Annotated in this window: 17 protein-coding genes and 2 tRNA genes; 11 read left to right on the forward strand and 8 right to left on the reverse strand. The window is 25.7% G+C overall.

The features are described from left to right. Positions 1-11: 11 nt before the first annotated feature. Both ACWXVK_RS01245 and ACWXVK_RS01250 read right to left on the reverse strand, forming a co-directional pair. Positions 12-1,016 carry a hypothetical protein gene (locus ACWXVK_RS01245; RefSeq protein ID WP_456016992.1) on the reverse strand — a complete coding sequence of 335 codons (1,005 nt, stop codon included), beginning with the start codon at positions 1,014-1,016 and terminating at the stop codon, positions 12-14. A gap of 760 nt (positions 1,017-1,776) precedes the next feature. After that, complete coding sequence (locus ACWXVK_RS01250) at positions 1,777-4,746, reverse strand: DEAD/DEAH box helicase (protein ID WP_456016995.1); 2,970 nt, start codon at positions 4,744-4,746, stop codon at positions 1,777-1,779. Positions 4,747-5,328: 582 nt separating this feature from the next. Here ACWXVK_RS01250 and ACWXVK_RS01255 point away from each other — a divergent pair. The 3 genes from ACWXVK_RS01255 to ACWXVK_RS01265 are packed head-to-tail and all read left to right on the forward strand — an operon-like array spanning position 5,329 to position 9,242. Continuing rightward, positions 5,329-5,685, forward strand: coding sequence for a hypothetical protein (locus tag ACWXVK_RS01255; protein ID WP_456016997.1), 357 nt, complete (start codon positions 5,329-5,331; stop codon positions 5,683-5,685). Further along, on the forward strand, positions 5,648-6,931 hold the full coding sequence (locus tag ACWXVK_RS01260; protein ID WP_456016999.1) for a site-specific DNA-methyltransferase: 1,284 nt from the start codon (positions 5,648-5,650) through the stop codon (positions 6,929-6,931). Before ACWXVK_RS01255 ends, ACWXVK_RS01260 begins: the two co-directional genes overlap by 38 nt. Next, a complete protein-coding gene (locus tag ACWXVK_RS01265; protein ID WP_456017000.1) occupies positions 6,918-9,242 on the forward strand; it encodes a DEAD/DEAH box helicase family protein in 2,325 nt (774 codons plus the stop codon). Before ACWXVK_RS01260 ends, ACWXVK_RS01265 begins: the two co-directional genes overlap by 14 nt. 250 nt (positions 9,243-9,492) lie before the next feature. On the opposite strand, the gene ACWXVK_RS01270 is transcribed toward ACWXVK_RS01265, so the two are convergent. The 3 genes from ACWXVK_RS01270 to ACWXVK_RS01280 all read right to left on the reverse strand — a co-directional run bounded on the left by ACWXVK_RS01270 (position 9,493) and on the right by ACWXVK_RS01280 (position 10,350). Beyond that, positions 9,493-10,092: an FMN-dependent NADH-azoreductase gene (locus ACWXVK_RS01270; protein WP_456017002.1), complete on the reverse strand. Its 600-nt coding sequence runs from the start codon at positions 10,090-10,092 to the stop codon at positions 9,493-9,495. A gap of 107 nt (positions 10,093-10,199) precedes the next feature. Further along, positions 10,200-10,273: transfer RNA gene (locus tag ACWXVK_RS01275), tRNA-Gly, on the reverse strand. A gap of 3 nt (positions 10,274-10,276) precedes the next feature. Beyond that, a tRNA-Gly gene (locus ACWXVK_RS01280) sits at positions 10,277-10,350 on the reverse strand. Between the two features lie 283 nt (positions 10,351-10,633). Here ACWXVK_RS01280 and ACWXVK_RS01285 point away from each other — a divergent pair. From ACWXVK_RS01285 to ligA, 4 genes are read left to right on the forward strand one after another with little or no spacing between them, the layout of a single operon-like run. Further along, the gene (locus ACWXVK_RS01285; RefSeq protein ID WP_438340827.1) at positions 10,634-11,437 is read left to right on the forward strand and encodes an energy-coupling factor transporter ATPase; all 804 of its coding nucleotides are present in this window, start codon (positions 10,634-10,636) and stop codon (positions 11,435-11,437) included. Continuing rightward, positions 11,422-12,438, forward strand: coding sequence for an ATP-binding cassette domain-containing protein (locus ACWXVK_RS01290; RefSeq protein ID WP_456017003.1), 1,017 nt, complete (start codon positions 11,422-11,424; stop codon positions 12,436-12,438). Before ACWXVK_RS01285 ends, ACWXVK_RS01290 begins: the two co-directional genes overlap by 16 nt. Before the next feature lie 15 nt (positions 12,439-12,453). Beyond that, positions 12,454-13,404: a CbiQ family ECF transporter T component gene (locus tag ACWXVK_RS01295; protein ID WP_438340829.1), complete on the forward strand. Its 951-nt coding sequence runs from the start codon at positions 12,454-12,456 to the stop codon at positions 13,402-13,404. 1 nt (position 13,405) lies between these two features. Continuing rightward, entirely contained in the window at positions 13,406-15,412 is a 2,007-nt protein-coding gene (ligA, locus tag ACWXVK_RS01300) for an NAD-dependent DNA ligase LigA (protein ID WP_456013219.1), read from the forward strand. Here ligA and ACWXVK_RS01305 read toward each other — a convergent pair. The 3 genes from ACWXVK_RS01305 to ACWXVK_RS01315 form a co-directional block, all read right to left on the reverse strand. Beyond that, positions 15,398-16,753, reverse strand: a complete 1,356-nt coding sequence (locus ACWXVK_RS01305; protein ID WP_456012143.1) for an MAG0480 family ComEC-like protein — start codon at positions 16,751-16,753, stop codon at positions 15,398-15,400. The genes ligA and ACWXVK_RS01305 overlap by 15 nt on opposite strands. Further along, positions 16,678-17,193: an MAG0490 family ComEA-like DNA-binding protein gene (locus tag ACWXVK_RS01310; protein WP_456017004.1), complete on the reverse strand. Its 516-nt coding sequence runs from the start codon at positions 17,191-17,193 to the stop codon at positions 16,678-16,680. The genes ACWXVK_RS01305 and ACWXVK_RS01310 overlap by 76 nt, the downstream gene beginning before the upstream one ends. A 533-nt stretch (positions 17,194-17,726) precedes the next feature. Further along, positions 17,727-18,461 carry a YebC/PmpR family DNA-binding transcriptional regulator gene (locus tag ACWXVK_RS01315; protein WP_438340833.1) on the reverse strand — a complete coding sequence of 245 codons (735 nt, stop codon included), beginning with the start codon at positions 18,459-18,461 and terminating at the stop codon, positions 17,727-17,729. Positions 18,462-18,553: 92 nt separating this feature from the next. On the opposite strand from ACWXVK_RS01315, the gene holA reads away from it, so the two are divergent. The 4 genes from holA to pgsA all read left to right on the forward strand — a co-directional run bounded on the left by holA (position 18,554) and on the right by pgsA (position 22,480). Beyond that, positions 18,554-19,537: a DNA polymerase III subunit delta gene (gene holA, locus ACWXVK_RS01320; protein WP_456012140.1), complete on the forward strand. Its 984-nt coding sequence runs from the start codon at positions 18,554-18,556 to the stop codon at positions 19,535-19,537. Next, the gene (locus ACWXVK_RS01325) at positions 19,537-21,045 is read left to right on the forward strand and encodes an alpha-amylase family glycosyl hydrolase (protein ID WP_456017006.1); all 1,509 of its coding nucleotides are present in this window, start codon (positions 19,537-19,539) and stop codon (positions 21,043-21,045) included. The genes holA and ACWXVK_RS01325 overlap by 1 nt, the downstream gene beginning before the upstream one ends. Positions 21,046-21,108: 63 nt before the next feature. Further along, positions 21,109-21,630 carry an MHJ_0274 family protein gene (locus tag ACWXVK_RS01330; RefSeq protein WP_455966203.1) on the forward strand — a complete coding sequence of 174 codons (522 nt, stop codon included), beginning with the start codon at positions 21,109-21,111 and terminating at the stop codon, positions 21,628-21,630. Continuing rightward, positions 21,617-22,480, forward strand: a complete 864-nt coding sequence (pgsA, locus tag ACWXVK_RS01335; RefSeq protein WP_456002202.1) for a CDP-diacylglycerol--glycerol-3-phosphate 3-phosphatidyltransferase — start codon at positions 21,617-21,619, stop codon at positions 22,478-22,480. The genes ACWXVK_RS01330 and pgsA overlap by 14 nt, the downstream gene beginning before the upstream one ends. The last annotated feature ends 21 nt before the right edge of the window (positions 22,481-22,501 follow it).

Below are 22,501 nucleotides of genomic sequence, written 5' to 3' on the forward strand. Positions count from 1 at the left end.
TGCTTCTATATTTAGATTTTAACCATAGAAACAATAGTTTTAACGTTTTCGATTTGTTTTTCTTGTTGTGTTTTTTCTTCGAATTTTAAATTTTCACCCTTAGGGAAAAGTAAATCACTTGCTGTCTTTGTTAATAGCTTACTAATTTCTCCTAATAATTGAATTTTTGCTTGTTCTGGAATATTTTCTGACTGTAAAAGTTTAGTTTTTTCAAGCGCATCTTTAAGTTTTTCATCTTCGTAATTAAATTCTTTAATATTAAATTTTTTCAGAAGTTCATTTAATTTTTTTTCATCTTCAAGTAATTTTCGAAATTCTTCTATTGATTTTTTGCCTGAATTAACATTAAGTTTATTCAATTCAACACCTAAATTAACATTTTTGTTAAATTCTTTTTTAAGTTGAGGATCGATTTGTCCCTTGAATAAGCTTTTTGTAAAAATGTTTTCAATTTCGTTTAATAATTGAATAATTACATTTGGATTTTTATCTTTATTTTTAATGATATGGTCAAGATTAATTAATAATGAAAATGCTTTTGTTAAAACATTTTTGAAATAATAATCACTTTTACCAAGTTTTTTAAATGTCGCAGCCCCCCCTTCTGTTTTAAGTTCATCAATAAAGTTATCTTTTGAAATATCAACCTTAGAAATTTTTTCAGCGAAAAGCATTACTGCTTGTTTGTCTTTGTTAAATTGAATTGATTCAGGTGTTTCAATTTCTGGTTTAATTGGCTTATCATTCTCTGAATCGCCTTGCTTTGATTGATCAGTATCACCTTGTTTATCTGGACTAGGTTTTTTATCAGTATCGCTTTCTTTATCAGGTGTTTTTTGTTGAGGGTTTTTTGTTTCTGGGTTTTTTGTTTCTGGGTTTTTTGGTTTCATTGGTTCAGCTGGTTTTTCTGGTTTATCTGGTTTTTCCGGTTTAGCAGGATTTGCACATGATAGAGCTATAACTGGTGTTGCCAAAACAGGTAAAAATCCTAGAAAAAGTAATTTGCTTTTTTTCATTTTTCTCCTTATATTTAATTAAGTTTATAAAGCATATTTTATAGTATTTTTTTTTTTTTTTTTGTTTTGGCAAAATTTCATGATTGATGCTCTAATTATGACCAAAATTTTAGACAAAGCCAAGGCATTTATAAAGGCGCTTTTTACTACTTAGTATTATTCTAATTTACGACCTTGATCTAATAAAAATATATTTATTGCAAAAATGTCTCTAATATAAATCAAAATTATTTAATTCATTTTTATTTTCCCAATTTTAAAATTAAAAAATCATAAATCCACCTTAAATTAAAATAGATTTATGATTTTTTATTTAATTTTTTAATTGCATTTTTTTAAATCATCATATGAATTTTTTAAGCAAATTATCAATTAATTCATCACCATACACTTGCTTGTATACAAATCGTTTTTATTTTCTATCGAGTCTGTTAAAGTTTTTTCTACTTTTTGGTTATTATTTTTTGTAAAAATTTTTAGCTTTCCCTTTGTTGCTTCTATTACATTTAATTTAATTTTTTTAATTAGTGCTTCAACATTGCTAAAACTAAATTGATTAGTCGGGCTTTTATTAGAGGTGTTTGACTATCTTTTGTATATTTGTAAATCATTCCTTTTGGGCTCTTTATGAAAATTAAAAATAACTAGATTCTTTTTTACAATATCCTTATATTAAAAACCTAGGAAAAATATCGGTTCTTAAATAACTTGATTTGGCATTTAAAACATATATAAATAAACTTAATATTCATATATTTTTTTATTGCTCATTTACAATTTCTAGGTGTTTTAAGCAAGCTTTAATTACATCACTATTGAGTGATTCATATACTTCCTTATCGCCAATTATATAAAACTCCTCTTTTGCACGTGTTACTGCTACGTTCATAATATTTGGATTATTGCTGCCAACAGCTCATTGAGCAGAATTTATACTATCTTTATCGCAACCTAGCACTAAAAAAACAATTTTAGCTTCTTTTCCTTGGAAAGTATGTACTGTTCCTATATTACTTTTATTAATTAAATCATTGAGATTTCTCTTAAGTTCATTTACTATTGCCTTAAAAGGAGAAATAATAAAGACATCTTTTAAATTTGCATCACGGTTTTTTATTTTAAATAAATATTTTTTTAAAACTTGACATTGTTCTTTTACATAATGTTTGTTTATGGCTTTTCCCTTAACATGAAGTCAAAATCCATTGTAGCTTTTTTGTTTACCGTTTTCTTTTCCTTGGACCATATTTCCTTCATAGGAAATTTCGTTTGAAATATCAAACATTGGACTTAGACATCTTCTATGTACTCAAAGAGGTATGCCAATCCAATCTCCGTTTCTCTTATAAAATCCATATTTGCTATGATTATCAACAATTTCTTGCACCGAGCTATTAAGACCATAAGGCAATTTATATTTTTCTTTTATTCATTTTAAGGTATTTTGGTCTAATACTGAAACTGGTTCAATTTGCGATGGATCACCAACAGCAATAATATTTTTCGTTCTAAAAATTGCACCTACCGCCGCTTGTGGAACCGCTTGTCCCGCCTCATCTATAAACAAAAATCCCATTGATTCTTTTGGAAAATTCTTGTACATTGTCCTTATGCTTGCAAAGGTTGAACTAATTGCGGGTACAGCCATATTAATTCAATTTCATGCTTCCACTAAACACTCGCATTTATCAATAGTTTTTCCTTTGATTTTATTATTTCATATTTTAACGGCGCTTTTTAAAGCCTCCCTGTTTTCATATAAAAATTGTCTTCTGACTTTTAGCGCCAAAATAAACAATTTTGATTGTTTGATTCTAAAATTCTTGTTAAATCATGGGTTACTTTTTTGAAATACATTGTTGTCATTAATTGCATTAAATTTATTAATTTTCTTATTGATAAAAAAATCTTCGATTTTATTTTTTTGATCTAGCATTCTGTTGATACTATCGATTTTTTTGCCTATGTTATTCTTTTTAGATTCGAGAGATAATAGTGAGTCGCATATTTTAATGCGTTGATTTAAATAGGAGTTTAATTTTTCATTAAATTCTTTGTATTTCTTTGTTTTAAATAATTTACTTATTCAGCTTGGTTTTTGCAGTTTTAAATTTTCGATAGATTTGTTTATATTTTTTAATTCATTTTGGTTATTATTTATTAAGTTTATTATCTCTTTTAGGCTTTCATTAATTGCGTTTTTAATTGATTCAATATTAAGATTTCTATTTTCAAATTTATCGTCAGGTTTATCCTTCATGAAATCGTCAATTAAAGCTTGCATTTCTAATTCTATTTTAGCTAAAAGGTTTATGTGCATTTGTATATCATTTTGTGCTTTTTTAATGTCATTATATAAATTTAAAAAATCTTGATATACATTTGAATTGTTATTTTCTTGCTGGTATATTTCTTTTATGATATTTTCGACAGCTTTTATTATTTCTATAATATTCTTCTTTTTGCCGCCTTCCAATGAAAAAAGACCTCATTTTTCTTTTGCGATTTTATGCTTATTGGAAATACCTTCATTATTATCTTTTTCTTCAGTTATTGCATTAGCAGTTTTGTAAAAATAATCAGCATTCTTTATCTCGTTTGCTAGATCTTTGTCAACATTTTCCAATAGAGGCAATTCGTTTACTATATTTTGCACAGCTCCATTATTTGAACTTGCTATTAAAATGCTCTTATTTGCAATTTGTGTAGGCAAAATTTTAATTTCTTTATAAAAAACATCCTTAATTATCTTTGAATCTAGCTTGCATATTTCAAGCGATTGTTGAGTAATTAGCTCAGCAAATATATCCTTTAGTAGGGTTGTTTTTCCTGTTCCTGGAGGTCCATTTACACTTTTCATTTTAATATTTTCATAGTTTTTACTTGTCGATAGATTTACTGCAATTTGTTGCATTAATGAAAGTGCATATTCTACATTGCTTGGAAATCTTGAACATGGATAATTCTTAGGATCTAAAATTTCTTTGATTTGTTTAATACCATCAGCTTGTTTATTATCTAAATTTATTTTTATTAATTCATTGCTATTTTCTTCTTTTGATGATGATAAATATTTGTCTAGATTTTGTGTTGATATTCCTTTAGCTTCTACTAAGTCATCAATAAAAAATGAATGCAATAAGGCATCATCTTCATCATCATTTACTATTTTATATCTGGAAAGATTAACATCAATATTGTAATTTTGTATTAATTTTTGAAATGCTTTATTAAAAAATGCTTTTAAATCTTCGGTTTCTTTCTTTTTAAATATATTTTCAATATCATCTGAAAGTTCATGTTCTTTTTCTTTAAATTTAGACATAGAATTAAATTCTAAATCACTCTTGGTCTCTCTAATATATGCACTTCAAGTATAGAAAGTGCATTGTTTTTCTATTTCAAGATTATTATTAAAACGTATAGCAAAACTGAATTTATTATTTCCTATTGATTCTAATTCATCATCATTAATTTTAGTATTATGTTTTTTGTTTAGAAGATCAATTAGTTCTTTTGAATTAAATGTGTTAAAAATAAAAACTAAATATTTTTCCTTTTTTTGCTTAGTTTCTTGTTTTAAAATCGTATTAAAATAGTCATAATAATTATCGTTTTGTTTATCTAGTTTAATCTCGCGATAATCTTTTTTATTTCAATTACCTTCGCTAAGTTTTTCAATCATTATTCAATGCTCAAGAATATTTTCTTTAATGCTTTTAGGGTTCATTATATCTCCACAATGTAATCATATACAGGTTTAATTTTAATATTGTAAATATGACTCATCTAATCATAATATTTCTCATTATTTAAATAATTTAATATTATTAAATACATTATAGTTGATAAAAATGTTTTATTTAAAAAAGTAGTTATGAAGCAGTATTTATTAGATATCAATTTATTTTGATTTTTTTGATGTATTGATATTTTTATAGCTCTTATAATTTATTAAATAAGATACCTGTAGAATAATGTCTTAATTTAAATTAAATCATGATATAAGAAAAAGTGCGTTTTTGCATAAAAACATTTCATATTGAAATTTTAAAATCTTTATATAGATTTTGCAAATATAAATATAAATATAAATAAAAAATATATATAAGAAAACATTATTTAACTTCCGTTGCATGTATTTTTATAATAAATTAGATCTAATAAGAGAAATATTATTAATTTATGAAAACAAGATTGTATAAAAAAGAACTATTGATTAAATTGTTCAATAAAAACTGTCTTTTAATCTATTTTGATTTCTCTTATTTAGTAAAATTAATTAAATATCATAAGCTATAAGGAGATATTAATGAGTTTATTAAAAAATTACATTCAGAAAATTGATGATATTTCTTCGAAAGAGTTGAACACAGACCAAAAAAGACTGGCAATAAAAATTTTAGAAAAATTTCAAGAAGACGAAAAACAACTACAATATGTTTTTCAATTCATTGTGCAAAGAATTAAAACAGGTTTTAGATTTGATGTGGCACCTGAAAGCGATTGGCAAACAGTTGCGCTATTAGAAAAAGATGAAAAACTTAGCTTTGTTTTAGACGAAAACAAAAGCAAAGATAATACATTAATCATTGGTGAAAACTATGATGCTTTAAAGAATTTGATAGTGATTGAGAGAGAGAGAGAGAGAGCTGCCTTCGCTTGATAAATATGATGTAATTTATATTGATCCTCCTTATAATACTGAATCAACTAAAAAAGATGGTAATAGTATTGCAGATAATAATGAAGATGTTAAGGCAAAAAAATTCATTTATCGTGATAAATATTCTAGAAATGGTTGACTTAATTTAATGAATGAAAGATTACAATTAGCAAAAGAGCTTCTCAAAGATGATGGAGTTATTTTTGTTTCTATCGATGATGCCGAACAAGGCTATTTAAAAGTTCTAATGGATGAAATTTTTGGCGAAGAGAATTTTGTTTGTAATTTTATTTGGGAAAAAAATTATTCTCCAAAAAGTAATAATCATTACGTTTCTGTTAATCACGATTATATTCTATGTTATTTAAAAAATAAGCAAATAGTAACTAAATTTAATCGTTTAGAACGCAATGAAAAAAATAATAAAATGTATAAATTTAGTGATGAAAAAGGAAGATATAAAATAGCTGATTTAACAAGAAATTCTAATAATAAATTTGACATTGTCTGAAATAAAAAAGTTTATAAGTGCCCGGAAAATTCTGGGTGATTATTTTCAGAAAAAAAGATTTATGAATTGATAAGAGAAAATAAGATATACCTGCCAGATGATGTCACGAAAAGGCCAGGTTTAAAAAGATATTTATCTGATGTTAGAGATATTATATCTAAGACAATTTTGGGGTATGAAATTGTAGGACATACGCAGGATTCAAAAAATGAAATAAGAGATATCCTATATAAAAATGCTTTTGAAACACCTAAACCTATAAAATTAATAAAATATTTGATTAGACTTCATAGTGATAAAAAAAATATTCGTGTCCTTGACTTCTTTGCCGGATCTGGTACCACAGCTCATGCCGTTTTAGAATTAAATCGCGAAGATGGTGGCAATAGAAGCTTCACTCTTGTTACAAATAACGAAAATAACATTGGTATAAATGCAAACTATGAAAGACTTTATAGAATAAACCACGGGGTTGGTACTAAAAATGAAACTTTTGATTGAATAAAGAAAAACGAACCATATAAAGCAAATTTAAATGTTTTTAACATCAAATACTATGACATAAATCCAACAAACAAAGATATTGAAATTGAAGACTTAGCTAATAAATTAATTGATGTTTTAAAAGAGTTTGGAATAACTTCAATAGATAAAAACAATCAACAGCAATATATTAATCTATTAAATGATTTATCATCTTTAAAGCCAGAGAAAAGAGAAGATAATGAATCTAACTAATTCTCAAGAAAAAGCTATTAATGCTTTAATTAATAAAACCATAAATAGTTTAGAAGAAAACAAACAAAATTCCGTTTATTTTAAAGCTCCAACTGGGTCTGGTAAAACATTTATGATGATTAACTATATTGATAAATTAATTGAATGAAATAAATTTAATTTTAATCAAAATTTAGTTTTTGTTATTGCAACTTTATCTAGTGCCGAGCTACCAAAACAAATGGAAGAAAACTTCAATGAGTATAAACAATATTTAATAAATAACGATTTAAAAATTACAAGAATTGAAAGCCCTTCAAATATTAATAAAAATTCTAAAGTAGAAAAAAATTATCAGTTTTTTGCTAAACCAAATAATGTTTATATTATGGGCGGAGCATCATTTAAAGCTAACTCAATTTTAAGAGAGCAACATGCTATTGAGGCTTTTTTAGATGAAATAAAACTAAATGACTATAAATTAATTTATATTCGTGATGAAGCTCACATTGGATCTGACACTTCCAAAAATAAAAAAGAAGAGATGTCATTTGAACACAATATGCAATCAAGAGCTGATTTTGTTATAAAAATGACAGCAACTCCAACCGATTTAAGTTTAGATCTTATTGAGCTAAGCGAAAAAGATCTATTTAGCGACAAAATCAGATTATTAAAAAGTGAAAAAATCTTTAATGAAGGTATTGAAAATAATGAGGACATTGCTTATATTGATAATGATGTCATTTTAGAACAAGCCTGTTTAAAATTTAAAGATATTAAAAGACAATATAATGACAATAAAAATGAACCGGGCTTAGTGGGCATTAATGCCGCCATGTTAATTCAAGTTGATAACGCTAGTAAAGATCCTGAAAAAGAAAAAATATTCAATGAAACCATTGATTTAATAATAAAGAAATTAGAGAAACATTCTTTATCCTGAGTAAAGTATTTTGATCAAAATGATAAAGAATCAAGTCTAAGACAAAAAGATAATTTCTCACTTAGAGATATATCTAAATACAATTCGGACACTGATGTGATAATTTTTAAAGTAGGACCAGCAACTGGTTGAAATATACCGAGAGCATGTATGCTAGTTCAACTTAGAAATGTTTCGTCAAAAACATTAAGCGCACAAACTATCGGAAGAATAAAAAGAAATCCAAACCCCTCTTATGATTTTAGAATTAATTCAATTGCAAATAAGTATTATATTTATAGCAATGTTGATAGAGATATAAATGACCAAAAAAGACTAATTTTGAAGCCTGAATTTGAAAAAGAAAAATTTATATACGGATCTCTTATAAACAGTAAATCTAATACTATTTTTAACTTAGAATCTTATGAAAGAAAAATTATTGAGCTATTAAATGGTTATTCATTTAATAGTTTTGAATCAAAATACCTTGCCTATCTAGAAGAGTTTTCTCAAAACAAATTCATAATTGCAAATCAAAAAAAATATGGCAATAAGATTGAAATAACCTCAAAAATACAAAATAAGATTCAGATGGAAATGTTTAATTTAAAAACAATTAAGGCCAATAAAGCATTATTTACGGATAATATAATAAACAAGATAAACTCAATTTATGAAACAAAAATTAAACATATAATGGGCAAAACATTTTTCTGATTTTTAATAGTTAAACATGAAATTAATATTTTTAACGATATTTATAAAATGCATATTAAAAAACAGTTAGAAAACAAAGAAATAAAATATGTCTTAAATACTTCAAAATCACTGCCAAACTATTTAATTGAAGTTAAAAGTGATTATATTAAAAAAACAGATGATAAATTTGCTTATCAAGAAATTAATAAAAATTTTGCAAACATTAATTTACAATCAAAAGCCGAAGAAGCATTTGTAAACGAATTAGAAAAATATATACCAATTTTCCCTAAAATAAAAATTTGAGCAAAGAATCCAGTACATAGTGGAATTAATTTTGAATATATCAATAATTTAGACACGAGTAATAGCTATCCAGATTTTGTTATCGTACACGAAAATCATTATATTTATTTAGAAATTAAAACATACAAAAACGACATAGATAAAGAAAAAACTAAAAAGCTAATTGAAGAATATAGAAAATATATTGAAAATAATAGTAATTTAGATTTTAGACTTACACTAGCTGTTATATTTGCTGATATTAAAGGAAATAATTATTACGCAACTGGCGCAAGTACAATAACAAATCTCAACGACCTATTTTTAAAACAAAATAATAATTGAGATGAAAATGGGCAATTTTTCATAAAGGATGTAACCGTACAATTTTTGCAATTGCTAATGGAAGGCAAAGAATAATAAAAGTTTCATAAAAAATATTTGCTTTAGCTAATTTCTTATTATTTTGCAATAAATTATTAATATTTTTTGTTTTTGATAATTTAGATAAAATATAAATATAAGCTGTGTTGAAAAATGATTGTTCAAAATAACTTAATTTTGCAAAAAATGATGATCTAATTTTTTACCAAAAATTTGGGCTTAAAATAAAAATAAAAAACCAAGCTTTCTCATTATTTTAGAGCTTGGTTTTTAAAATTTTAAATTATTAAAAGTTCATAACCCTTTCTTTAATTTTGTTAATTTTATTTTTAATAATTTCCTCAATTGAATAAGAATTAAATGGTTCTACTTTTGTTGCGTCAATTAAAAGGGTTTCGCTAACCTCTGCACCCAAGAAATTTCAGATGCCCTCTAGGTAAGAAATGTGACTTGCTCAAGGATATCAATCACATGGAGCTCCCTGAGAAGCAATTATTTGTACCTTTAAATTAAATAACAAACCTATTGAGCTACCTTTTTTAGCGTATTTATAAGAAAATGTCTTATTAGCAACACAAATTCGGTCGATAAAATTTTTTAACACTGCCGGAACATTAAAATTTATCATTGGGGCTGAAATAATTAATTTGTTGGTTTTTTTTAAAATATCAATATATCTACCTGATAATTCATCATTAAAAAAATCAGAAAAATTATTTGAGTTCATTGGATGTGTTGCCATTTCAAGTTCGTTTAAATCTAACTCCACAATTTCATCATTTTTGTTAATTTTTTTATATTCCTCAACGAAGCTCTTAGTAATAGCACTTGAAACAGACTTCTCTTTTGATATGGGCGAAGAATATAAAACTAATACATTAGCCATAAAACTCCTTTATTATTTATTTTTTAATATTATATAAGTTTTAATTGCCTTATTTTGAATAAATTTAGTTAAATCAAAAAAACTTGGTTTCCCAAGTTTTTTTGAAATGGTGCGGATGAAGGGAATCGGACCCTCGTATTCAGATTGGCAACCTGATGTTCTACCATTGAACTACATCCGCAACTGGTGCAAGTGATGGGAATCGAACCCACGTAGTTAGCTTGGAAGGCTAAAGTTCTACCATTAAACTACACTCGCAATTAGCGTTATATATTATAAACCATAATTTTTGTTTTATCTAAAAATATTTTTTAATTTGTTTGTTTTCAGCCAAACTATATTTTAAAAAAGCAGAATATTTATAAAAAACTATTAGTTATAAGAAACTACGACACTTGGGTTTTTGCATTAAAAGAAGTTAAATAATATGTTTATAGTTGTTGATTTATATAGTTTTTTTATATATTTTATTGTATACAATAAAATGTCAATTTAAGCATTTTTGAAAAATAAAATTAATATTATATTTATAATTATCACTATGATTGAAATTAAAAAACTTTGTTATAAATATCCTGGTGCTAAAAAATATGCCTTAGATAATATTAATTTTACAATTGAAGATGGGCAATATGTTGCCATTTTGGGACATAATGGTTCAGGAAAGAGCACTTTTTCAAAACTACTTGCTGCAATTTACAAAGCTTCATCTGGGAAAATTATTATTGATGGTCTAGAAATAAATTCTGAAAATTTGGCGGAAATTAGAAAAAAAATTGGTATTGTTTATCAAAATCCAGATAATCAATTTATAGGCGCTACTGTTGAAGACGATATTGCTTTTGGCTTAGAAAATAAAAAAATGTCATATGATGAAATGAACGTAATTGTAAAAAAATATGCCAATGAAGTAGGAATGGGCAATTTTTTAGATAGGGAACCTCAAAATTTATCGGGAGGTCAAAAGCAAAGAGTGGCCATTGCTTCTACTCTTGCATTAGATCCCAAAATTATTATTTTTGATGAAATAACTTCAATGTTAGACCCTAGAGGCCGCAATGACATTTACAAAATAATTCATGATCTGCATTCCAACACCAATAAAACTTTAATTTCGATCACTCATGATATGGATGAAGCCTTGTTAGCTGATAAGTTAATTGTCTTTTCAGGTGGCCATGTGATAGCTCAAGGAAAACCTATTGAAATTTTAAATAACAAACAAATAATTGAAATTGCAAAAATAGATTCACCTTTTATATACAAACTTAGTGAAATGATTCACGGAATTGAGCCAACATATGACGATAAAAAATTATTGGAGACATTATGCAAATTAAAGTAGACAATATTTCAAAGGAATATAACAAAAAGCTTCCTACATATGTTAAGGTGCTAGATGGTGTATCAGTGGAAATTAATGAATCAGAAGCAATTTCAATTATTGGGCCAACTGGCTCTGGTAAAACTACATTAATAGAGCATCTTAATGCATTAATATTACCCGATGAAGGTTTACTGCATTTTAGTGATGTCCCTTTGTTTAAGAAAGCCAAAAAGCCATCTAAACCAAAAAAACAAAGTGATGATAATGATGAAACATACCAAGCTAAATTAAATGAATATATAAAGAATTTAGAGAAGTTTCAAAAAACTAAAAAAAGTGATCGTGTTGAAATAGTATATACTGATATTGATATTACCAAAAGTAAAAGAAAAATCAAAAATGTTAAAGCATTAAGAAAGCAAGTTGGAGTTGTATTTCAATTTGCTGAATATCAATTATTTGAATCTACTATTGAAAAAGACATTATTTTTGGGCCTGTTTCAATGGGTATTAAAAAAGACAAAGCTAAGGAATTAGCGGCTAAATATATTGAGATGGTTGGTCTACCAATTGATTATCTTAAAAGAAGCCCCTTTGATTTATCAGGAGGGCAAAAAAGAAGAGTTGCTTTAGCAGGTATTCTTGCTATGGAACCAAGATTTCTTGTTTTAGATGAACCTACTGCTGGTTTGGACCCGCAAGGTGTTGAAGAAATGCTCCAGCTGTTTTATAATTTATATAAGCAAGGCACAACTATTATTATTGTTACACACGATTTAGATAATGCTCTTAAATGAACAAATAGAACCTTATTTGTTAAGGATGGGAAGATTATTAAAGACGGTAATACTTATGATATTCTAAGTGATAATAAACTATTATTAGATAATAATTTAATTCCCACAAAATTGTTGTCATATGTAGAAAGGCTAAATAATGCTGGTTTTAATATTGGAAAAGTAACAAATATTGAAGAATTGGCAGATAAAATAAATAACATAATTAAGTGAAAAAAATAAAAAGGAGCTATAAATATGGATAAAACAATTATTGGCAAATATCTCAATATACAGACGCCAATTCATAGACTTGATCCCCGACTGAAATTTTTAGCTAACATACTATTTATAATTTTGTTTTTTATTTCTGAACATTATATTACATTATCAATTTTAGTAATTATTAGTATGGTTTTATATGGTATTTCTACTAAATCAGTAATTTCTATTTTTAAAAAAATTAAGTTTCCTATCTATATTGCTATTTTTCTCCTGGTCATTAATATGCTAACTGTTAAAGGTGCGGTAATGTATTACGAAATTGATAAATATGTTCCTCTTTCAACAGAAACAAATGCTGACGCTTTTGTGATTTATCGCGGTAAATTAATAGTTAATGTAGTATATTTTGCTCCTAACAACGATGTTAATTCGATATTTCAATTGTCATTATTCTCAATTCATCGAACTTTTACAATACTTTTGAGAATTTATGGCGTTGTATTAATAACAACAATTTTGACAGTAACAACAAAACCTGTTTTATTAACGAGAGCAATCAATGATCTGCTATATCCGTTAAAAATATTTAGAGTACCGACTGAAATAATTACGATGATTATATCCATTGCCTTAAGATTTATTCCTACCTTGTTAGAAGAATCAGGAAGAATTATGAAGGCGCAGTCAAGCCGAGGAGTAGATTTTAAAAATGGTAATTTTAAGGATAAAATAAAATCTTTCATTGTCCTAATGGTCCCACTTTTTGTTTCATCCTTTAATAAGGCCAATGATTTAGCTGATGCTATGACTTCAAGAGGATATGAACCATATGCAAAAAGAACCTATTATCGTCAATTAGTTCCTAATTGAAGAGATTTGATTGCTACGCTAATATTAATGACTCTAACTGCATTGGTTGTAATATGTGCTATAGACCATATTGCTTTACCATCATGGTGAATTGCTTCATTTCAAAAGGTTTAATATGAATGAAAAAGATTTTGAAACAAGAAAAAAAATACTAGAATTACAACAAAAAATAAGTCAATGAGATAAATATTATTATGATTTTGATAAACCGTTAGTTTCCGATGAAATTTATGATATTGAATTTAATCAATTAAAAAGATTGGAATTGCAATATAAACATCTTTTTTTAAAAGAAGAATTAGAGCAGTCGCCAACCAATAAAATTAATGCTAATGTATCTAAAAATTTTGCTAAGGTTAAGCATGATAAATCAATGCTTTCTTTAAATAAGGCATATACCATTGCAGAAATCCAAAAATTTATTGATAATATTAAAAAGGTAACCTCGCATTTTTCTTTTTTTATCGAACCAAAAATTGACGGGCTCTCAATTTCTATTAAATATAATCAAGGCAAGTTAATGCAAGCAGTGACAAGGGGCAATGGTTTAATCGGCGAAGATGTTACCAATAATGTTTTGCAAATAGATAATATTCCAAAAATAATTAATTATAAAAAGCCCCTTGAGGTTAGAGGTGAAATTTTTCTTCCTATTGATGAGTTTAAGAAAATAAACGAAAAATTGCTTAGTGAAAATAAAACGGCTATGGCTAATCCACGCAATGTTGCTGCTGGTACTTTACGCCAATTGGACCCACAAATTGTGAAAGAAAGAAATCTTTCATCATTCTTATATTATGTTGTTGCACCGGAAAAACATAATATTCAAACTATGTATGAATCATTTGAATTTTTAAAAAAGTTGGGTTTTTGTGTTACAGAGCAATCAATCCTTGTTTCTTCTATTAAAGAAATAGAACAATTTATTGAGGAATTCAAGACTAAAAAGTTATTATTTAACTATGAAACTGATGGCATAGTCATAAAACTTAATGAGCTCAAATTTTATGATAAATTAGGTGAAACAGCAAAATTCCCTCATTCAGCAATTGCTTTTAAATATGAGCCTGATGTTGTTTCCACCATATTAAAAGATATTTTTATTACTGTTGGTCGGACTGGCTTAGTTACATATAACGCTTTATTGCAAGAAGTTGAGTTGTCAGGAACAAAAGTATGTTTTGCAACGCTTAATAATTATGAATTTATTAAAAATCTAGATATAAATATTGGTGATGAAATATACATAAAAAAATCTGGTGAGATTATTCCATGCGTTATAGGTTTGGCTAATAAACATAATTTAGAGAAGCTAGAGCCATTTAAGGTATGCCCATATTGTAATAATGTTTTGTTATTTAATGAAACAGGGTTGGAACAATATTGTTTGAATCAAGATTGCCAAGAAATAAAAGTTAGAAAACTTATTCATTTTGCTTCAAAAGAGGCACTTGATATTAATTCACTTGGTGAAAAAAATATCATATATTTTTACAAAAATGGTTTTATAAATAATATATTGGATATCTTTAATCTTCATAAACATCGTGATGAATTAATTAAATTGGAAAGATTTGGATATTTGTCAATAAACAAAATTTTAAAATCAATTGAGGATATTAAAACTAAACCACTTGAAAATTTGATATTTGGTTTATCAATCCCATTAGTCGGAAAAAGAACTGCGAATATTATTGCTTCAAAAATTCTAAAACTAGAAAATGCCTTAAATTTTAATTTTGAAGTGTTTAAAGATTTTTATGATTTTGGTGATAAGATTACTAAACAATTAATAGAATGATTCTCCAATGAAGAAAACATAAGTTTAATTAAAAAATTAATTGAACATGGTATAAATCCATCATATGAACAAAAAGCAATAACCAATATCCTAAATAATAAATCTTTTGTTATAACAGGCAAGCTTACAAAACCTAGAAGTTATTTTGAAAAACTTATTGTGGAAAACGGCGGCGAGGTACTTTCGTCTATTTCCGCTAATATAGCCTACCTATTAATTGGCGAAAAGGCAGGAAGCAAGCTATCTAAGGCGCAAAAACTTGGTATAACAATAATTAATGAAGATGATTTAAAATTAATGCTAAATTTATCAAACTCCTAACCTTAGTTGGCTATGGAGTTTTATTTTATAAGCCTTTAATAAGGCTATACTAAATATAAAGCACATTAATCATGATGTATCAAATTTTATGATTATGTTTGATTCACTAATTATGTCAATGAACGCATCAAATCAAAGGATGGTATTTTCAATAATGATATTTATCCTAAAAAATAGAAGTGTAATAATGTAGTTTAAAGAAATAATTGGAATAAACAGAAGTTGAATAAAAAAAGAAAAAATATTATAGTTTTTATTAAAAGTGTGAATTATTAAAGTGGAATAAATATGGGCAATTAAAAATACCGCAATTGTTTTGACAAAATATCCTTGTTTTGTTAAAACAAAAATTGTAATAAATATGGATAGTGTAATCAAAAATGATAAAATGAAAGAGTATGAAAACATTATAAATGGATTGTAAAAAACCATTATTAAACCCGTTATTGCTAATAGCGCAATATTGTTTATTTTTTTGTTAAAAATAATTTTATTTAGATATGCTAATATTAAAAAGATTAAAGACCTTGTTGCACTTACATGAAATTCGATTGATATTAAATAAATAATCAATAGAGGAATAGCGATAAAATCTTCAATAAAATAGCCATTTTTAATTCTTCTAATTATTTTGGATATAAATAGATAAATTAAATTAAAATGAAATCCGCTAATAGTGAAAAAGTGAATAATATTAAGATCACTAAGCTTTTTATATATGTTATTAGCTTGATTATAATTGTTGAAAATGATGATATTAAGATAATCTATAACTGTGTGGTTTTTTGTGTTAAAAATTGATAATTTTTCATTTTTTTTAATAAATTCAATATTTGAATTAGTGAGATTAAAAAATAGCCTATTCGCAACTTCAAACGAGCTTAAATTCTTATTTAAAATAAGTGTTCCTTTGATATGAAATGTATACTCATAGTTGTTCATAAAAGCAATATCTATAATGCTTTTGGTCTTAAAAACTTTAAAATAGGCATCCTTATATTTGAATATTAGATAGGCTTTATATTCTCTAATCATATTTAAATCATTATCTAATTTTATCCCGTCAATTTTTGCAAAAATTGACTGGTAAACTACATAGCTTAAAAAAATAATTGAGCTAAAAATGAAAAATGTAATTCAAAATTTAATATTAAAAAAATTAAAAATGCAAATCATTATTAAAGCTAGTGAAATTAAAATAATTTCAATTCTCAATATTAATATAAATATTAAAAAAGAACTGATGGACGATATTAATAGAATATCTATATATCTATATTTTCTGTTAATGTTTGATAAGTTTTTTCACCAATGCCTGGTAGTTGTAATAAATCATCTCAATTCTTAACATTCCTTTCTTTAATATATTCAAAAACTTTTTTTGCAATGTTTGTTTTAATTCCTAAATTTATTAAAATTTGCAAATCATTGATATCTGTTATCTTTAATTTTTTATTTTTAGTAAAGGGAATAAAAACTCTTTCGTTGTTTTTTAACAACTGTGATTTATTTATCTTTTGTAAATCTGCACCACTTTTTAAAATACTTTCTCTTATTAGATCAAAATAATTTGCTCCATCCTTTAAAGTATATTCGCCCGGATATTCCACTGCACCTTCAATAAAAACAGTTATATAATTACTTTTAAAAGAAGATTTGTTATGATGTCATTTATCTATAATTTCTGTTTTAACTACAACGCCACTAATAAGTACAACTGATGAAATAATAAAAAATGAGGCAGTTAGAATAAATTTCTTTTTGTTTATTTTTAATTTCATAAATCAAATTTTTAATAATACACAAATGTTTTTATCTAATATGGGAAAAAATAAAGAAAGTATTAAGAAAATAAATCAAATCTCATAATAAACAAGCAATATTTAAAGAGAATAAATTTTGACATCTCGAATATTTTTTCCTCTTTAAATCATGTCTTTAAATTTCTTTTTTATTTTTCTAAAAATAAAGTTTTGGAAATAAACAGAAACATAATTAATAGCTTAGATAATAGAGGGATAGGATATTTTTTTCAATATTGAAATCCGAAATTTTTTTTAAGTTTCAACAAAGGATGTCGAAAAATGACTTTTTAACGATTATCAAGAAAAATCAAGGAGTTTGTAAATTAATATAATAACGAAGGAATTGCATTATAAAAAAATGCCCATATTAAGATTTTGTCAAGTCAAATTCTTAATATGAGCTAAACTGTCTGAAAAAATTTTACAAGTTTATTTTGTGCATTTTTAAAACCTTTCTCTTGGTATGAAAAAGGTTTTAAATATTAATAATTATTAAGTAGAACTAATTTTTATTCAATAGTTGTTGCATTATGTCAAACTTCCTGAACATCTTCATCATCTTCAAGTAAGTCGACGAATTTTTCGAGTTGCCCCATTTTTTCTTCATCGATTTCAACCTCGCTATTTGGAATATATGTAACTTCAGCAGTTGAATAGTTATCAATTTTTAGAATCTCATCAAGAGATTGTTTGACTTTTTGAAAATCTGATGGATGGGTAATAATAACATATAAGTCATCTTCAACCTTAAAATCTTCGGCGCCGGCTTCCAAAACGGTAGTCATTACTTCTTCTTCAGAAGCTAATGAAATTGGAAATTCAATTAATCCTTTTTGGTCAAAAACATACGGAACAGTACCTTGTTTTCCTAGCTGTCCATTATATTTATTAAAATAGTGTTTAATGTTAGATGATAAACGGTTAAAGTTGTCGCTTAAACAACTTACTACAAAATTTATACCACCAAAGGCTGTTCCTGAATATAGATATCCTTGAAAGTTAGCGCCTTCCTTTGAACCACCTGAAACTTTCGAGATTGCTTTTTCAATATTTGCTTTGGGCATCGATTTTGCCTTTGCCTTAGCAATTGCTAATTTTAGTGCTGGATTTGAATCTGGATCTGGGCCGCCAATTGTTGCTGCTACAATAATTTCTTTAGAAAATTTTTGAAACATTTGTGCTCTCTTTGAATCCATTGCAGCTTTATGATGTTTGGTAGTTGCTCATTTTGAATGTCCTGACATTTCTTTAATGCTCCAATCTTAAATAAATAAATTGTAAATAATATTAGTTTATTATACCAAAAAATGTCCTTATTATAATATAATAAATTAGTATGTACCTAATTAAAGGCAATGAAAATTTTTTGATAAATAAAAAAATTAATGAAATAATAAACAAAGAAAAAACTATTGAAGCAGGTGATATCGAGATAGTTAAATTTTATGATTTTTTTACATTAGAAGAATTATCAGATGCATTAAATAACAATTCCCTTTTTTTAAATAAAAAAATCATTTTATTTAAAAATCCCTTTATATTTAATATAAAAAATAAATATGTTAATGGTTCGTGTATTGATGAGTTTATAAAAATAATTAATGCATCACTAAGTGATGCTAATCTAATTCTTATTTTTACACAGGAAATAAATAAGTATGATAAATCTTTTTTAGCATCAAGAGCTTTTGCATTTATAAATGATAATAGCACTACTATTAATATCGAAAAAATTAGCGATAAAGAATTATTTTCTTTTGTTTATAAAATGATTAAAACAAAAGGTGGAACAATCAAGGATAAGGTCCTTATTGATTTGCTATCAATGCTACCACATAATCTAGAAATAATAGAATCAGAAATTGATAAATTGCTATTAATAAATAAAGATATAAGCGAAAAAATGATTAATGATAATAATTATGCAGTATCTAATAATATCGATTTTGCCCTAAGTGAGGCAATGTTAAAATGTCAAGACACAAAAACTATTATAAAAAAGATAAACGAACAGATTAGCTACGGGATTGAGCACAATTATGTGATATCGCAAATATCAGCGATATTGCTTAATGCAAAAACAATTGGAATATTAAAATCAATAAAATTAACTAATGATGAAATAGCAAAAATGCTTAATATTCATATATATCGTGTCAAACTTCACTATGACTTTTTTAATAGAATTGACATTAACACATTAAATCAGTTGATCATTGATTTAGCAAATATTGATCTAGATTTTAAAAAAGGAAACATTTTACCAGATACGCTTATTGATTTATTGAGTATAAAATTATTGAGATTAAGGATTTATTAATGGTTAATTTAGGTAAAAAAATCATCTTATATGAGCTAAAAGTTGAAAATTTTGTTGATACCAATGGAAGCAATTTTGGTGATTTTAAAGGGGTTATGAGCAAATTGGAGTATTTCAAAAATTTAAGTGTTAATGTTATATGCTTTGAAGATATTCTAAAACTATATGAAAATAGATTTGATCTTGGACTAATAAAAAAAAGGTATGGTTCAATCAAGGATTTTGCAAAGCTTGTTGAAACATTTAAAAATAATCAAATTGAAGTAGCTCCAATTATAAATTTAAAAGAAGTAAGACAAGCTTTTGTTAACTGAAATAATATGATGAGTTTATATAATTTGAATTATTATGAGTCAAATAGATACTTAACGAAATTAGATACATATTTAATTAATAAAGAATTTGAAAAAACATCATTATATGAGTTATCTGATTTTATTAAATATTTTGAATCAGTTTTAGGTTTCTACTTGCAACTTAATGTATCAACTGTTATACTTGATAATTTTGAATTTCTTGCTTTTGAAGGCTTAAAGGAGGAAGAAAAATTAAAATTTATTAATGATTTATATAAGATTATCAAGCGTAAAAATAGCAATATTAATGTAATTTTTAAAACCAGTAATAATAACTTCAATCTATATAAAAAGATGCTAATGGTCGACAATAAATGCCTAGATTATTTGTATTTAACTTGAATGTCTGTTATTGGCAATAATGATGCATTAAAAAAACATTTCAAGAATAAAATGAGTTTTAAATCCTTATATAGATTTGTAGCTAATTTTAAAAATCATTCAAATGTGATATTATCATTCGGCTCTGATTTATCAGGTCGTTTCTTTTCTAAATGAGCTAATGAAAAGGCTTACCTAAATGAATCAACAAAAAGTTTCTTTGTATTTTTATATAGTGGCAATCATTCAATAGGTTTTTATTATGGCGATGAAATAGGTGCCTTGCGCGCTAAATTCAACCAACGTTTCACATTTAACAATGAAGATTATAATGAGGAAAAAAGATTTCTCCAATATAAAAATATAAGTTTAAATGAATATCATAAATATAATTGTTATTTCAATAAATGATCGTCTTATATTCAAATGCCTTGAAATGGACAAAAAATAAGAAGCAATGAAAATACTAATATTTTTTACCCAATTAATTTAGAAAGTAACAATGTAGAGGAACAAATCATTAATAAAGATAGCACAATAAACTTTGTTTATTTCTTGAATAAACTCTCTTTAAATTCCAAATTTTCTTCTTATTTCATAAAGGGTGTATGAAATATTAAACAAAGTCATGGTATATTTAAATTTAGCAAAAAACTTAACGAACAGAGGATGGTATTGATTACAAATTTGACATCAAAGCATCAGAAGATAACTCCGCTTTATGGTTATAAAATTTTAGCAAGTTCATATGCTAATAAATTCTACTCAGAAATTCCAAAAGAACTCAACCCTTTTGAAGCTTTGATTTTATATAAGACAAAAAACAATTAACATTGTTTTGTAGTTTGGATGATATTAATATATAATTTTTAAAATATAATTAAGGAGAAAAATATGGGTAATGGACAAACTATTGTGTATGTCTTGCTCGCAATTGTTTTAGTACTTATAATTGCTTATATCGCTTGAAAAGTTACGAAAAATAAAAGAGCAAAAAGAAAAGCAGCAAAATTAGAATATAAAAAGAATGCTGAAACATTGGCGTTATATTATGAATATATTATGACTTATAAATATGTCATTGATTTTAGTATGAAACAGTTAGAGAAATTTGGTGCAAATGAATCCCAATTTAAAATGGGGCAAATTAAAAACGGTGTAAAAAAATTGCTAACCAAATTAATTAATAGAGAGGATTTTGCATATTCTTTCCAAAACGATGAGAAGTATACTCTATTTGTAGAACACGCTGAAAAATTAACAATAACTCAACCAAATTTGTGAACTAAAAAAATTAATGATACATTAGATTTTTTTGAAACTCAGTATATTGGCATTCCAGAAGATAAGAAAAATATAGCATTAGAAGAAAAAACAATTAATGCTATTGAGAGTCAATTTTATGAAGAAGATTAAAGATATTAAAAAAAGCAAAAATAATAGCCCACACATAAAAAAATTTGGTATTGCAAATTGGCTAACAGTGTTGAGAATAATATTAATGATTCCTTTTATATTTTTAATGTCGTCCGCTTTCTTTTTAATTATTAAACACAATGGAACATTTTGATATGATGGAATTAAAATTGTTGGTAATCAAAAATACTCAATAACTTTATCAATCATATATTGATTAAATGTCTCAATATTTATTATAGCAATGGTGACTGACTTTATTGACGGACATATAGCCCGAAAAACAAAAACTATTTCGCAATTTGGTAAGATTTTTGATCCAATTGCAGATAAGATTGCGACAATAATGATGTTGTTATTTATATCAATAATGAACTACTCGTTCTTACCAATTGTTGTTTTGTTTATCATCCGTGATATTTTGGTTGATGGTGCGAGAGTTTATGCTGTAAAGAAGGACATTAAAGTAGCAGCAAATTGGTGAGGTAAGATTAAAACCATTATTGTCTCACTTGCAATTATTACAATAGCATTTAGTGCACCATGATTTACTAATTTTGATAATGATTTAGGTAAATATGTTTCAAATGATAAATATATTCTTTATGTTAATATCCCTTTAATTGTTGGTCTTATTTTGTCATGAATTAGCGGAATTATATATTTAGTTAAGTATTTGAAGGGAATAACCAAGCAATATCTTGAAGACATTTCGAAAAAAAATAATGACGATATCAAGAATCTTGATATAACAAAAGATAATATTATTATTGAGCCAATCCAAGGTGATAGTATAGAAAATAAAGATATAGAGCAAAAAAATAATTCAGAACAAATATCACATAATTAATCGCTTGTTAATAGTTAGCAA

It is taken from the genome of Mycoplasma sp. 3398 (assembly GCF_053851555.1).